Genomic DNA, 12,966 nt, shown 5'->3' with positions numbered 1-12,966 from the left:
GCACCGATAACCTGATCATGCGTCACACGGGGGTTAGTCGTCATGCTCGTTTCCAGGAAACTGCTCTCCACCGCCCTGGTCGCCGCGGCCGCGTTCGGCCTGGCCGCCTGCGGCCCGGACAACTCGTCCGACCAGGCCGGCGGCGGCTCCAGCAGCGCCGCCACGGCCGCGCCCACCGGCGCGCCCGCCACCGGCGCGCCCGCCACCGGCGCGCCCGCCGCCTCGCCGAGCGGGAAGGCCAAGCCCACCGCCAAGCCGTCCGCCGGCGCCACCGACGACGGCCCGGAGGGCTTCTGCACCCACGACCCGCTGCCGGCCGGGCAGAAGTGGATCGTCCCGGTGAAGGGCACCAACGGGACCACCCTGGTCTACAAGGACACCAAGGACGCCTGCGGGGTCGACGACGTCGCCCTCGAACCCACCGGGCCCGACAAGACCGCCCAGTTCGCCCCGACCTTCAAGGCCCAGCTGCGGTCGGTGGTGAAGCCGCCGATGGACGCCAACGCCGAGACCCTCGCCAAGCACGTCAACGAGTGCATCGCGACGCCGCGCAGCGACAAGGGCGTCTACCCCTGCCAGGACAACGTCTTCAAGGTGACGCTCGACGCCTCCGGCAAGGTCGTCGAGATGTGGGAGAAGGCGGTTTCCTGACCCGTCACCGCCCGCTCCGGTAGGCGGCGACGCAGGGCCGAGAGGGCGGACCGGCGGTCGACGCCGGTCCGCCCATTGCGTTTGGATCACGGCGTGTCCGATTCATTGGGCATTGAGGGGGAAAGCAGCGATTGATTTTGTTGGCGCACCTCTCACCGGACTCTCATACTTCCTGCTGAGACGCGTGCCGGACGGTCCGGAGAGCCGCTGGGGGGCGGTGCACGAGGGCCCGCGCGCGACATTCCACGTTTCCCTGGGGGAGTTCCTTGTCCGCGCCCGAAAACGAGCACCCCGCCGCGCAGCCGGCGGTTGCTCAACCCCATTTTTCCGATGCCGAGTTGACGCCGGACGCGGCCGGAATCACGGCGTCGGCGGCCGCTGAGCGCCGGTTGCCGCGCGCCGTCGGCATCGCGCTCGCCACCGTCGGGCTGCTGGGCGTCACGGCGACCAGCGCGGCCGTGACCGTCGCCGTCGGCAAGCCGGCCGCCCGCCCGGCCACGGCCGCACCCGCGCCCACGGCCGCCGCGTCCGCGTCCGGCACGGCCTCCGCGAGCCCGACGCCCACCGCCGTCCCGCTCCCGACGCCGACCGCCGTCCCGACCGCGCCCAAGCCGGCCAGCACCGTCAAGGGCACCGTCAGCGGCGGCAAGCACGACGGCGACCTGCGCTTCTTCCTGCTCCCGATCCCCGACGGCGGCGAGTCGTACGGCCCCGTGGACGGCGCGAAGCTGAGCGACGACGACGTCGCCGAGCTGTTCGGCAAGCAGGACGGGATCATGGAGATCCTCGGCTCGTACGGGTACAAGGAGGGCGCCACCCGGATGTACCGCACCGCCGACGGCAAGGCCGAAGTCACCGTCACCCTCCTGCACTTCGGCTCCAGCGCGATGGCGACCGAGTTCGTCAAGGGCTACACCGTCAAGTCGCAGGACCCGATCGACATCGACGGCGACCCGAACGCCCACGGCTACGTCCACAAGCCCAAGCAGCAGGCCTACACCGGCTCGATGACCGGCATCTCCAGCCAGGGCGACGTCCAGTACACGATCGACGTCGAGGTCAAGGGGACGCCGGACAAGGCGCTTCTCAGCGACCTGATGAAGCGGCAGCGCGAGTGGCTCGCCGCCGGCGGCTGAGCCCGCACCGCCGCCCGTCCGCCGTCGTCCTTCCCTCTCCTGGAGCCACCTCGTGACCACCGAACCCGTGGAGCCGTCGCCCGGCGACGCCCCTCCGCAGCCCCCGGCGCCCCCGGCGCCCCCCGCGCCGCCGCAGCCCGTCGCCGCGTCCGACGCCATCGCGCCCGAAGCGGTCGCACCCGACGCCGTCGTGACCGGGACGCCCGGTGCCTTCGCCCCCGACCTCCTGGCCGTCGGGCCCGAGCCCGCGCCGCGCGCCCCGCGCCGGCCCCGGCCGGTGCTGCTGGCCGTGTGCGCCCTGGTGCTGGGCGTCCTCGGTGGCGGCGGCGTGGGCTACGCCGTCCAGGCGCAGCGCCCGCCGACGCCGCTGCCGCCGCTGCAGGTCGCGCTGCCGTCCTACCCGGCCGCGACGGTCGACCCGTCCGCCTTCGCCGCCGAGCAGCCGCAGCCGCTCGCCATCGACGGCGACCTGCGCAAGCTCCTCCTCACCGCGCCGGAGGGCAGCAAGCCCTGGGGCGAGAACCCGGACAAGCCGTCCTGGGTGTCGGCCGGCGAGCTCGCCGAGCACACCGGCGACTCGGTCCGCGAGTTCAAGGACCTGAACTCGCGCGGCTTCCGGCGCGCGGTGGAGGTCGACTGGCAGAAGGACGACGTCAAGTACCGGGTGTCGCTGATCCAGTACGCGCCGGAGCACGCCTCCGAGGCGAAGTCGCGCGCCGCCCTCTTCCGCACGCAGCCCTTCGAGAAGGGCGCCAACGGCGGCTACAAGGTGTTCGACGAGCCCAGTTACTGGGCCGACAGCAAGGAGCCGTACTACTACGGCCACGCCGTCGCCCAGCGCGGCACCGTCGTGATGGAGGTCGAGGTCTTCGGTGCCAAGCCGGTGACGTCGAACGCCCTCGAGGACCTCGCCAAGCAGCAGTGGGAGCGGCTGGTATGAGCGACAGCACCGTGACCGGGGCCGAGACCCCCGAGCAGCCGCGCATGGCCCCCGTGCCGACCGCCGCCGTCGAGCAGCGGCCCGGCGCTGAGCAGGAGCGCGGCGTCGAGCAGGAGCCCGCCACCGAGCAGTTGGCGCCCGACTTCGCTCCCGAGCAGTTGGCGCCCGACTTCGCTCCCGAGCAGCCGGCCCCCGCCGCCCCGGGCCCCCGCCCGGCCTCCGGGCGCCTGCTGCGCGCGGGTGCCGCGACGGTCGCCGCGGCGCTCGTCGGCGTGGTCATCGGCATCGGCATCATCAAGACGCAGTACGACGACCCGGCCCCGGTCGCCGCCGGCCCGTCCGCCGCGCCGGCGCCGACCGCCACCGCCACGCCGTTCGGCGCCAGGTCCAACGGCAACCACTTCGGTTCGCTGCGCGACCTGCTGCTGCCCGTGCCGGCCGGTTTCGAACTCGGCCCGGACGAGGGCGGCTACGGCAACGACGACGAGATCGGCGCCGAGCAGCTCAGCGCCGAGCTCGACGAGGAGCTCCAGCAGATCCCCAAGGACAAGCGGGACAAGCTCCGCGCCTACTGGGAGGGTCTGCACGTCAAGGCCACCGGCGTGCGGACGTACCGGTCCGAGGGCGACGACCTCGTGGCCGGCCTGAAGCTGCGCCAGTTCAACCAGCAGGAAGTGCAGAAGCTCAACGAGTACACGGCGCTCTTCAGCGACACCGGTCTGTTCCGGCTCGGCCCGGAGATCTCCGGTCACCCGGAGGCACACTGCTACCTGATGCCGGCGCCGCCGTCCGCCCCGCTCGACTACCTGGAGTGCTCGGCCGCCGAGGGCGACCTCCTCGTGGTCATGAACGTCGAGGGCGTGGCGCCCCTGCCCAAGGACAAGATCGTCGCCCTCTTCACCGCGCAGCTCGACCGCCTCGCCCGCCCGGGAGCGTCCGTATGACCGACCACGTCACCCCGCAGGAGCCCGCGGGCACCCCCGTCCTCCCGCCCGAGCCGACCGCCCCGCCCGAGCCCGCGGCGCCGGCCGGCCCGGCGCTGTCCGAGGTGGAGCCGGTGGCGCCCCCGTCGGCCGCGCCCGAGACGCCCGAGGAGCGCGAGGCCCGCCTCGCCCGCCGGACCCGCCGCCGCAGGGCGGTCGTGCGCTGGGCCGCCGCCACCCTGGTGTGCGCGCTCGCCGGCACCGGGACGGCGATGGCCCTGACCGCCCCCGAGCGCACGGACATCCCCGGCCTCGCCACCAAGAGCGACGGCCGCTACACCTTCCCCGCGCTGGCCCTGCCGCCGCGGCCCCCGGCGAAGGGCCCGTCGGTGCGCAAGGACCGGGAGCCGCACCGCGCGGACCTCCGTCACCTCGTGCTGCCCGCGCCCAAGGAGGCCGGCGGCCCGCTCGGGCCGGTCGTCTTCCCGAGCCCGACCGCGACGCCCTCGGCCTCCGGCTCGGCGAGCCCGTCCGCCGCCGCGTCCGCGAGCCCGACCGCGAGCGCGTCGTCGTCCGGGTCCGCGAGCCCGTCGTCGTCCGCCAAGGCCGGTGCTGCCACCGCCGACTGGGCCCCCTGCGACGCGGTCCTCGACGAACAGCAGAACCCGGACGCCCCGCGCGCCCTGCTGCTGCAGAACGCGTGCCGCGCGGGCGCCGTCCGGGAGTGGACGGCCTCCGACGGCACCCGCACCCAGATCCGGCTGCTGCGCTTCGGCTCGTACTCCGAGTGCTGGGACGTCTTCTCGGGCCTGCGCGCCGACAGCCTGCCGAAGGCCCTGCCCGGGGCGAAGACCGGCTCGCACGACGGCTGGGACACCCTCCCGAACGTCGACCTCGCGGTCAAGGAGTCCTCGGTGCAGGGTGACAAGGGCGTCCCGACGGCCCGGGTGGCCTACCTCGGGGCGAACGACGTCCTCGCCGTCGTCACGATGACCAACCCGAAGGGCGTGCCGGTCGCGCCGTTCCGCCAGGTGGTCACCCTGCAGTCCGACCTCCTGAACTGACGGAACGTCACATCCGCCGCCGGGGTCGGCCGCTCCGCGAGCGGTCGGCCCCGGCGGCGTCCGCCCGACCCCTAGGGGAGAGCCCGCCGGCGTCATACCGCAGCATCATCCGCGGTTCGTCATTCCAGCTCATGGTCCGTGCGGCGCGGGCCCGTTACGTTGAGGGCGTGTCCACTCCTGTCATCAAGACGGACGACCTCTCCAAGAGGTTCCCCCGGGTAACGGCGCTCGACCGGCTCACCGTCGAGGTGCACCCGGGGGTCGTCGGCCTGGTCGGCGCCAACGGGGCGGGCAAGTCCACCCTCATCAAGATCCTGCTCGGGCTCGCCCCGGCGACCTCCGGCACCGGCCGGGTCCTGGGCCTGGACATCGCCACCCAGGGCCCGGAGATCCGCGAACGCGTCGGCTACATGCCCGAGCACGACTGCCTGCCGCCGGACGTCTCGGCCACCGAGTTCGTGGTGCACATGGCCCGGATGGCCGGACTGCCCGCCGCCGCGGCCCGCGAGCGCACGGCGGACACCCTGCGCCACGTCGGCCTGTACGAGGAGCGCTACCGCCCGATGGGCGGCTACTCGACCGGCATGAAGCAGCGGGTCAAGCTGGCCCAGGCGCTCGTGCACGACCCCAAGCTGGTACTGCTGGACGAGCCGACCAACGGCCTCGACCCGGCCGGCCGCGACGAGATGCTGGCGCTGATCCGCCGCGTCCACCGGGACTTCGGCATCTCGGTGCTGGTCACGACCCACCTGCTCGGCGAGCTGGAGCGCACCTGCGACCACCTGGTCGTCATCGACGGCGGCAAGCTGCTGCGCTCCTCCTCCACCGCCTCCTTCACCGAGGCGACGGCCCTCCTGGCGCTCGAAGTCACCGACCACCCGGATGACCTGGTGCCCGACCCCGGCGCCGCCGTCCTCGAACGCCTCACCGCCGCGGGCCTGTCCGCCACCCCGGACGGCTCGCACGTGCTCCTCGTCCGGCTGGTCGGCGACGACACCTACGACACCATCCGCGACACCGTCGCGGACCTCGGCCTCGGCCTGGTCCGGCTGGAACAGCGCCGGCACCGGGTCGCCGAACTCTTCACGGACGAGTCCAAGGGAGGTCCGGAGGATGCCTCCTGAGAGCAGGCCCGCCGACGCCGGCGTCATCCACGACATCGGCTACCGCGGCTACGCGGGCCCCCGCCTCGGCCGGGCGTACGCGACCCGCTCGCTGTTCACCCAGAGCCTGCGCGCCGCGTACGGCCTCGGGCGTTCCGGCAAGTCCAAGGTGCTGCCGATGCTGGTGCTTGGCGTGCTCACCGTGCCCGCCGTCATCATGGTCGCGATCGCACTGTTCACCAACGCGGCCGAACTGCCGCTGGACTACCCGCGCTACCTGTCGTCCTTCGGCCTGATCGTCTCGATCTTCCTGGCCTCGCAGGCGCCGGTGCTCCTCTCCCGGGACCTCAGGTACCACACCGTCCCGCTGTACTTCTCCCGCCCGATCACCCGCGGGGACTACGTGCGGGCCAAGTTCGCGGCGATGTTCTGCGCCCAGTTCCTGCTGATGGCGGCGCCCCTGGTGGTGCTCTACGTCGGGGCGCTGCTGGGCCGACTGGACTTCGCGCACAACACCGAGCACTTCCTGATCGGCCTGGTGGCAGCGGTGCTGTACGCGCTCGTGCCGACCTCGGTCGCGCTGGTGATCGCCGCCGCCACCCCGCGCCGTGGCTTCGGGGTGGCCGGGATCATGGGGTACCTCGCGGTCAGCTCGGTCGTCGTGGCGATCCTGACCCGGATCGGCACCGGCGTCGAGCTCACCGTCCCGGACTCGGCCCAGTGGGCCGCGCTGCTGTCGCCGAACGACCTGGTGGAGAGCCTCGTCAACCAGCTCTTCGACGTCGGCGGCGCGGTCGGCCGGATGCACGCCCCCGGCGCGCTCGGCGCCGCCGTGTTCCTCGCCGTCGCCGCCGGGATGGCGGCCGGGGCGTACGGGCTGCTGCTGCGCCGCTACCGCAGTGTCTGACCGCACGCGGCGTCCGATCAACCGAGGAGTCTGAGAGGCAGGCCATGGCCACCATCACCATCGACAAGGTCTCGCGCTGGTTCGGCAACGTGGTCGCCGTCAACGACATCAGCATGGCGATCGGCCCGGGGATCACCGGCCTGCTCGGCCCGAACGGCGCGGGCAAGTCGACCCTCATCCACATGATGAGCGGCTTCCTCGCGCCCTCCACCGGCACGGTCGCCCTGGACGGTGCGCCGATCTGGCGCAACCAGGAGGTGTACCGGAGGATCGGGCTGGTCCCCGAGCGGGAGTCGATGTACGACTACCTGACCGGCTGGGAGTTCGTGCTGGCCAACGCCGAACTGCACGGCCTGCCCGATCCGGGCGCCGCCGCCCGCCGCGCCCTCGGCCTGGTGGAGATGGAGTACGCCCAGGACCGCAGGACCGGCACCTACTCCAAGGGCATGAAGCAGCGGGTCAAGATGGCCTCCGCGCTCGTCCACGACCCGGCCGTGCTGCTGCTCGACGAGCCGTTCAACGGCATGGACCCGCGCCAGCGGCTCCAGCTGATGGACCTGCTGCGCCGCTTCGGCGCGGACGGCCGGACGGTCCTGTTCTCCTCGCACATCCTGGAGGAGGTCGAGCAACTCGCCCGGCACATCGAGGTCGTGGTGGCCGGCCGGCACGCCGCCTCGGGCGACTTCCGCCGCATCCGCCGCCTGATGACCGACCGCCCGCACCGCTACCTGGTCCGCTCTAGCGACGACCGCCGCCTGGCGGCCGCCCTGATCGCCGACGGCTCCACCGCGGGCATCGAGGTGGACGAGCGCGAACGGGCCCTGCGGATCCAGGCGGTGAACTTCCAGGGCTTCACGACGCTGCTGCCCCGGGTCGCCCGGCAGGCCGGCATCACGCTGTACACCGTCGCCCCGGCGGACGAGTCGCTGGAGAGCGTGTTCTCCTACCTCGTCTCCGCCTGACCTCAGCACGCCATCGGGAAAGGCCGACCATGAATCCGACCGTCGCCAGGCTGACGCTGCGCGGCCTGCTGGGCCGCCGCCGCGGCGCCCTGCTGCTGGTGGTCCCCGCCCTGCTGCTGCTCGTCTCGGCGCTCGCGAGCGGGTCGAGCGGGGACCAGCACGACCTGACTGTCAAGGTCCTCGGCCAGCTCGGGCTCGGCACCCTGGTGCCGATCCTCGGTCTGGTCGTCGGCACCGGCGTGATCGCCACCGAGATCGACGACGGCTCGATCGTCTACCTCCTCGCCAAGCCGCTCCCGCGCTGGGAGATCGTCACCACCAAGCTGTTCGTCGCGATCGGCACCACCTGGGTGTTCGCCGCCGTCCCGACCATGCTCGCGGGCCTGATGCTGTACGGCACCAAGGACGGCGTCACGCTCGGCTACACCGTCGCGGCGCTGGTCGCGGGCGCCGCGTACAGCGCGGTGTTCCTGCTGCTCGGCGTGGTCACCCGGCACGCGGTGGTGGCCGGGCTCGGCTACGCGCTGGTGTGGGAGTCGCTGGTCGGCAACTTCGTGGCGGGCGCCCGCACGCTGAGCGTCCAGCAGTGGGCCCGGTCGGTCGCCGAGACGGTGGCGGGGGACGCCGCGATCGGCGCGGACGTCTCCTTCGGGGTGGCCGTGCCGTTGCTGGTGGTCGTCACCGTCGGCGCGACCGTGCTGGCCGCGGTGCGGCTGGCCGGGCTGACCCTGGCCGGCGAGGACTGAGCCGGCCGGGGACGGGCCCGTGCGGTACGGGGCGGGCTCAGAGCGTCCGGTTGCGGCCCGCGCCCCAGCCGGCCGCGCCGACCACGGCGACCAGGACGAGCATCAGCACGAGCGTCGTGGTCCATCCGCCGGTCAGCTGGTGCAGCGCACCCGCGCCGACCGGACCCGCCGCCGCGACGAGGTAGCCGATCGCCTGGGACATGCCGCCCAGCTGGGCGGCGCCGGCCGCGCTGCCGGTGCGCAGCACGATGAACGCCAGGCCGAGGCCGAGCGAACCGCCCTGCGCGACACCGAGGATGGCCGCCGCGACCCAGGCGCCCGACACCGGCGAGACCAGCAGCACGGCGATGCCGAGGCCGTTCAGCCCGGCCATGGCCACCGCGAGGGCGCGCTGGCTGGTCATCCGGCCGGCGAGCAGCGGCACCAGGAAGGCGCCGGCCACCTGCAGCAGGTTGGAGAAGGCGAAGACCAGGCCGGCCCGGCCGCGGTCCATCCCGTGCTCGGCCAGGATGGTCGGCATCCACGCCACCAGGGTGTAGACCAGCAGCGACGAGATGCCCATGAACAGGCTGATCTGCCAGGCCAGTCCGGAACGCCAGATGCCCTCGACCGGCTTGCCGGAGCCGGCCCGCCCGGCGGCCGGGGCCGCGACGGCCGCCCGCTCGCCGCGCGAGCGCAGCACCTGCGGCAGCCAGGCCACCGCCGCCACCAGCGCCAGCACCGACCAGGCGCCGAGCGAGGCCTCCCAGCCGCCGCCCAGCGCGTGCTCCAGCGGCACCGAGAGCCCGGCCGCGAGGGTCGCGCCGACCAGCATCGTGGTCGAGTAGACGCCGGTCATCGCCGCCGCCCGCTGCGGGAACTCCCGCTTGACCAGGCCCGGCATCGAGACGTTCAGCACCGCGATCGCCACGCCGATCACCACGCAGCCCGCGTACAGCGCCACCACCGAGGGCAGCACCCGCAGCAGCACGCCCGCGCCGAGCACCAGCACCGCGCCCAGCACGACGCGCTCGGTGCCGAAGCGCCGGGTCAGCCGGGGGGTGAGCGGTGCGCCGACGCCCTGGAACAGCACCGGCACGGTGGTGATCAGGCCGCTCGCGGTGGTGGACAGCCCGAAGGTGCGCTGGATCTCGCCGACCATCGGGGAGATCGCCGCGAGGCAGGCGCGCATGTTCAGCGCGACCAGCAGGATGCCGGTCAGCAGCAGGGCCGGATGGGCCAGCCGGGAGCGGACGGGGAGCGGGGCGGGGGAGGTGACAACCGGCTGCTGGGCACGGGTGACGGCCATGGGGGTGCTGTTCTTTCGGGGGTGAGGGGTGGTGCGGACGGGCGGAAGGGCGCGTGGGCCCTGTTTGCGGGCCCTGCTTGCGGCCTTGCTTACGGGCCTTGGTTACGGGCCTTGGTTACGGGCCTTACTTCCGGGCCGCGATGGTCGCGAGGAGCTGCTCGACGGCCGCGATCGGCTCGGCGAGCAGCGCCCGACACGCCGCCTCGGCGCGGTCGGGGTCACCGCTCTCGATCGCGTCGACCAGGGCCGCGTGGGTGGCGACGGCCACCTCGGGCATGTCGTGGTCGCCGAAGGCCGTCCGCATCGACTCGCGCACCGAGGCGCCGAAGTAGCGGTAGACCTCCGCCAGCGCGGGGTTGTGCGCGGCGTCGACGACGGCGGTGTGGAACTCCAGGTCGTGCTCGACGGTGGCCTCGCGGCCGGCCCGCTCCGGGTTCGCCGCGATCACCTCGGCCTCGCGGGCCAGCGCGGCCCGCATCCGGGCGATGTCCTCGGGGGTGTGCCGCAGGGCGGCCAGGCGCGCGCCCTCGGTCTCCAGTGCCGCGCGGACCTCCAGGACGTCCCGGATGCCCGAGCGCTGGACGCCGCGCAGGACGGCGGCCGGGTCGCTGGTGCTGCGGACGAAGGTGCCCTCGCCCTGCCGGGAGACCAGCATGCCGGCGTGCACCAGCACCCGGATCGCCTCCCGGACGGTGTTGCGGCCGACCTGCAGCCGCTCGGCGAGCTCGTGCTCGGTGGGGATCCTCGAACCCACCGGCCAGGCGCCGCCCGCGAGCTGCTCGCGCAGCTGGTCGATGGCGGTGTCCACGAGGGAGCGCCGTCCGGCCGCCTGCAGGCTGCCGCCGTTGCCCGTCATGCCGCTGCCGGTCATGCCGGTGCTCCCTCCGCCGCTCGTCACCATCGGTCGTAGGTCATCCTACAACTGCTTGCCCGGTCATCCTACAACTGCGGATGAACGACGTCCGGAGGCGGGAGGCCGGGGGGCCGGGCGTCAGCGCGACGGGAAGAGGCGCTCCAGGACGACGGCCACGCCGTCCTCGTCGTTGCTCGCGGTGACCTCGTCGGCCACGGCCAGGAGCTCCTCGTGGGCGTTGGCCATCGCGACGCCGTGCGCGGCCCAGCCGAACATCGGCACGTCGTTGGGCATGTCGCCGAAGGCGATGGTGTCGGCGGCGCGCACCCCGAGGCGGCGGGCGGCGACGGCCAGCCCGGTGGCCTTGGACAGGCCGAGCGGCAGCAGCTCCACCACGCCGGCGCCGGCCATGACGACGCCGACCAGGTCCCCGGCGACGCGGCGGGCGGCCTCGGCGAGGGCGTCGTCGGTCAGACCGGGGTGCTGGATGTAGAGCTTGCCGATGGGGGCGGTGAGCAGTTCGTTCCGCTCGACCCGGGCCACCGGCAGGTCGGAGCCGATCAGCAGCTCGTAGCCGGGCCCGGCGAGGACCTGGCCGTCCAGCCCGTCCTGGTTGGCGGCCACCGCCAGCGGGCCGGTCTCGGCCTCGATCTTGGCGATGGCGAGGGCGGCGAGCCGGCGGTCCAGGGTGAGCGAGGTGAGCAGCTTGTGCGCGCCGGCGTCGTAGACCTGGGCGCCCTGCCCGCAGACCGCTATCCCGGTGTAGCCGATCTCGTCGAACACCGGCCGGGCCCAGACGGCCGAGCGGCCGGTGACGACGATGTGCAGCGCCCCCGCGCCGGTGGCCGTGGCCAGGGCGGCGCGGGTGCGCGCGGAGACGGTCTCCCCGCCGGTCAGCAGGGTGCCGTCGAGGTCGGTGGCGACCAGCCGGAAGGGCAGGCCGCCACCGAGCGGAGCGTCGTCGCCGAGGGAGACGGGGCTGGGGCTGGTGGTGCTCATGGGCCGTGCGTCTCCCGGGAGTTGCTGGTGGTGCGGGACTACTTGGCGACCGGCTCGAGGACGGTGCGCCCGCCGAGGAACGGCCGCAGCGCCTCGGGCACGACCACCGAGCCGTCGGCCTGCTGGTGGTTCTCCAGGATCGCCACGATGGTGCGCGGGACGGCGACCAGCGTGCCGTTCAGGGTGGCGAGCGGGCGGGTCTTGCCCTCCTCGCGCATCCGGATGGCCAGCCGGCGGGACTGGTACTCGGTGGTGTTGGAGGTCGAGGTGACCTCGCGGTACTTGCCCTGGGTGGGGATCCAGGCCTCGATGTCGAACTTGCGGGCCGCCGAGGCGCCGAGGTCGCCGGAGGCGACGTCGATCACCCGGTAGGGCAGCTCCAGCGCGTTGAGGAAGTCCTTCTCCCACTGGAGCAGGCGGCGGTGTTCGGTCTCGGCGTCCTCGGGAGTGGTGTAGACGAACATCTCCACCTTCTCGAACTGGTGGACGCGGATGATGCCGCGGGTGTCCTTGCCGTAGGTGCCGGCCTCGCGGCGGAAGCAGGACGAGTAGCCGGCGTAGCGCAGCGGCAGCTTCTCGGCCTCGATGATCTCGTCCATGTGGTACGCCGCGAGCGGGACCTCGCTGGTGCCGACGAGGTAACGGTCCTCCTCCTTGAGGTGGTACACGTTCTCGGCGGCCTGGCCCAGGAAGCCGGTGCCGTCCATGGCGGCCGGGCGGACCAGGGTCGGCGTGATCATCGGGATGAAGCCGGCCGCGGTGGCCTGCGCGAAGGCCATGTTGACCAGGGCGAGCTCCAGCAGCGCGCCGACGCCGGTCAGGTAGTACGAGCGGGCGCCGGCGACCTTGGCACCGCGCTCGGTGTCGATCGCGCCCAGGATCTGGCCGAGCTCGACGTGGTCGCGGGGCTCGAAGCCCTCGGCGGCGAAGTCGCGCGGGGTGCCGATCTCCTCCAGCGTGACGAAGTCCTCCTCGCCGCCGACCGGTGCGGCCGGGTCGATGAGGTTCGCCAGGGAGCGGAGCAGTCGGTCGGCCTCCTCCTTGGCGGCGCCCTGTTCGGCGTCCGCGGCCTTGACCTCGGCGGCCAGGTCCTTGGTGCGCTGCAGCAGGGCGGCCTTCTCGTCGCCCTTGGCCTGGGCGACCTGCTTGCCCAGCAGGCGCTGCTCGCTGCGCAGTTCGTCGAAACGGGTGCCCGAGGACCGGCGCCGCTCGTCGGCGGAGAGGAGGGCGTCGACCAGGTCGACGTCCTCGCCACGGACGCGCTGCGAGGCGCGCACTCGGTCAGGGTCCTCACGGAGCAGGCGAAGGTCAATCACGCGGCCAAGCCTACCGGGCGGGGGCTCGTCCACCGGTACCGGTTTTCCCCTGGGGATAACTCCCCTCCGTCTGTGGAT

The 12,966-nt window shown here is 73.5% G+C and carries 13 protein-coding genes; 9 read left to right on the top strand and 4 right to left on the bottom strand.

Annotated elements, in window-relative coordinates; translation table 11 throughout:
• The first annotated feature begins 42 nt into the window (after nucleotides 1–42).
• The 9 genes from PUR71_RS22920 (at nucleotide 43) to PUR71_RS22880 (ending at nucleotide 8,432) form a co-directional block, all read left to right on the top strand.
• Nucleotides 43–651 (top strand): hypothetical protein, encoded by a 609-nt coding sequence (locus PUR71_RS22920; RefSeq protein ID WP_329928956.1) that lies wholly within the window; start codon nucleotides 43–45, stop codon nucleotides 649–651.
• Between the two features lie 338 nt (nucleotides 652–989).
• Nucleotides 990–1,787 carry a hypothetical protein gene (locus PUR71_RS22915; RefSeq protein ID WP_329928955.1) on the top strand — a complete coding sequence of 266 codons (798 nt, stop codon included), beginning with the start codon at nucleotides 990–992 and terminating at the stop codon, nucleotides 1,785–1,787.
• 52 nt (nucleotides 1,788–1,839) lie between these two features.
• The gene (locus tag PUR71_RS22910) at nucleotides 1,840–2,727 is read left to right on the top strand and encodes a hypothetical protein (RefSeq protein WP_329928954.1); all 888 of its coding nucleotides are present in this window, start codon (nucleotides 1,840–1,842) and stop codon (nucleotides 2,725–2,727) included.
• A complete protein-coding gene (locus PUR71_RS22905; protein ID WP_329928953.1) occupies nucleotides 2,724–3,671 on the top strand; it encodes a hypothetical protein in 948 nt (315 codons plus the stop codon). Before PUR71_RS22910 ends, PUR71_RS22905 begins: the two co-directional genes overlap by 4 nt.
• Nucleotides 3,668–4,714 carry a hypothetical protein gene (locus PUR71_RS22900; RefSeq protein WP_329928952.1) on the top strand — a complete coding sequence of 349 codons (1,047 nt, stop codon included), beginning with the start codon at nucleotides 3,668–3,670 and terminating at the stop codon, nucleotides 4,712–4,714. The genes PUR71_RS22905 and PUR71_RS22900 overlap by 4 nt, the downstream gene beginning before the upstream one ends.
• 131 nt (nucleotides 4,715–4,845) lie before the next feature.
• A complete protein-coding gene (locus PUR71_RS22895; RefSeq protein WP_443077527.1) occupies nucleotides 4,846–5,838 on the top strand; it encodes an ABC transporter ATP-binding protein in 993 nt (330 codons plus the stop codon).
• Complete coding sequence (locus PUR71_RS22890; protein ID WP_329928950.1) at nucleotides 5,828–6,724, top strand: ABC transporter permease; 897 nt, start codon at nucleotides 5,828–5,830, stop codon at nucleotides 6,722–6,724. Before PUR71_RS22895 ends, PUR71_RS22890 begins: the two co-directional genes overlap by 11 nt.
• A gap of 44 nt (nucleotides 6,725–6,768) precedes the next feature.
• Nucleotides 6,769–7,686, top strand: coding sequence for an ABC transporter ATP-binding protein (locus PUR71_RS22885; protein ID WP_329928949.1), 918 nt, complete (start codon nucleotides 6,769–6,771; stop codon nucleotides 7,684–7,686).
• Between the two features lie 29 nt (nucleotides 7,687–7,715).
• A complete protein-coding gene (locus tag PUR71_RS22880) occupies nucleotides 7,716–8,432 on the top strand; it encodes an ABC transporter permease (RefSeq protein WP_329928948.1) in 717 nt (238 codons plus the stop codon).
• Nucleotides 8,433–8,469: 37 nt separating this feature from the next.
• Here PUR71_RS22880 and PUR71_RS22875 read toward each other — a convergent pair whose 3' ends face one another.
• From PUR71_RS22875 to serS, 4 genes are all read right to left on the bottom strand, one after another.
• Nucleotides 8,470–9,720, bottom strand: coding sequence for a CynX/NimT family MFS transporter (locus PUR71_RS22875; protein WP_329928947.1), 1,251 nt, complete (start codon nucleotides 9,718–9,720; stop codon nucleotides 8,470–8,472).
• Between the two features lie 124 nt (nucleotides 9,721–9,844).
• Complete coding sequence (locus tag PUR71_RS22870) at nucleotides 9,845–10,591, bottom strand: FadR/GntR family transcriptional regulator (RefSeq protein ID WP_329928946.1); 747 nt, start codon at nucleotides 10,589–10,591, stop codon at nucleotides 9,845–9,847.
• Between the two features lie 120 nt (nucleotides 10,592–10,711).
• Nucleotides 10,712–11,572 (bottom strand): HAD family hydrolase, encoded by an 861-nt coding sequence (locus PUR71_RS22865; RefSeq protein ID WP_329928945.1) that lies wholly within the window; start codon nucleotides 11,570–11,572, stop codon nucleotides 10,712–10,714.
• A 38-nt stretch (nucleotides 11,573–11,610) separates the two neighbouring features.
• Nucleotides 11,611–12,888: a serine--tRNA ligase gene (gene serS / locus PUR71_RS22860; RefSeq protein WP_329928944.1), complete on the bottom strand. Its 1,278-nt coding sequence runs from the start codon at nucleotides 12,886–12,888 to the stop codon at nucleotides 11,611–11,613.
• Nucleotides 12,889–12,966: the final 78 nt, after the last annotated feature.

The organism is Streptomyces sp. SP17BM10 (assembly GCF_036322405.1).
Classification (GTDB): Bacteria; Actinomycetota; Actinomycetes; order Streptomycetales; family Streptomycetaceae; genus Kitasatospora.
This window is presented reverse-complemented; position numbering and strand designations above follow the sequence as displayed.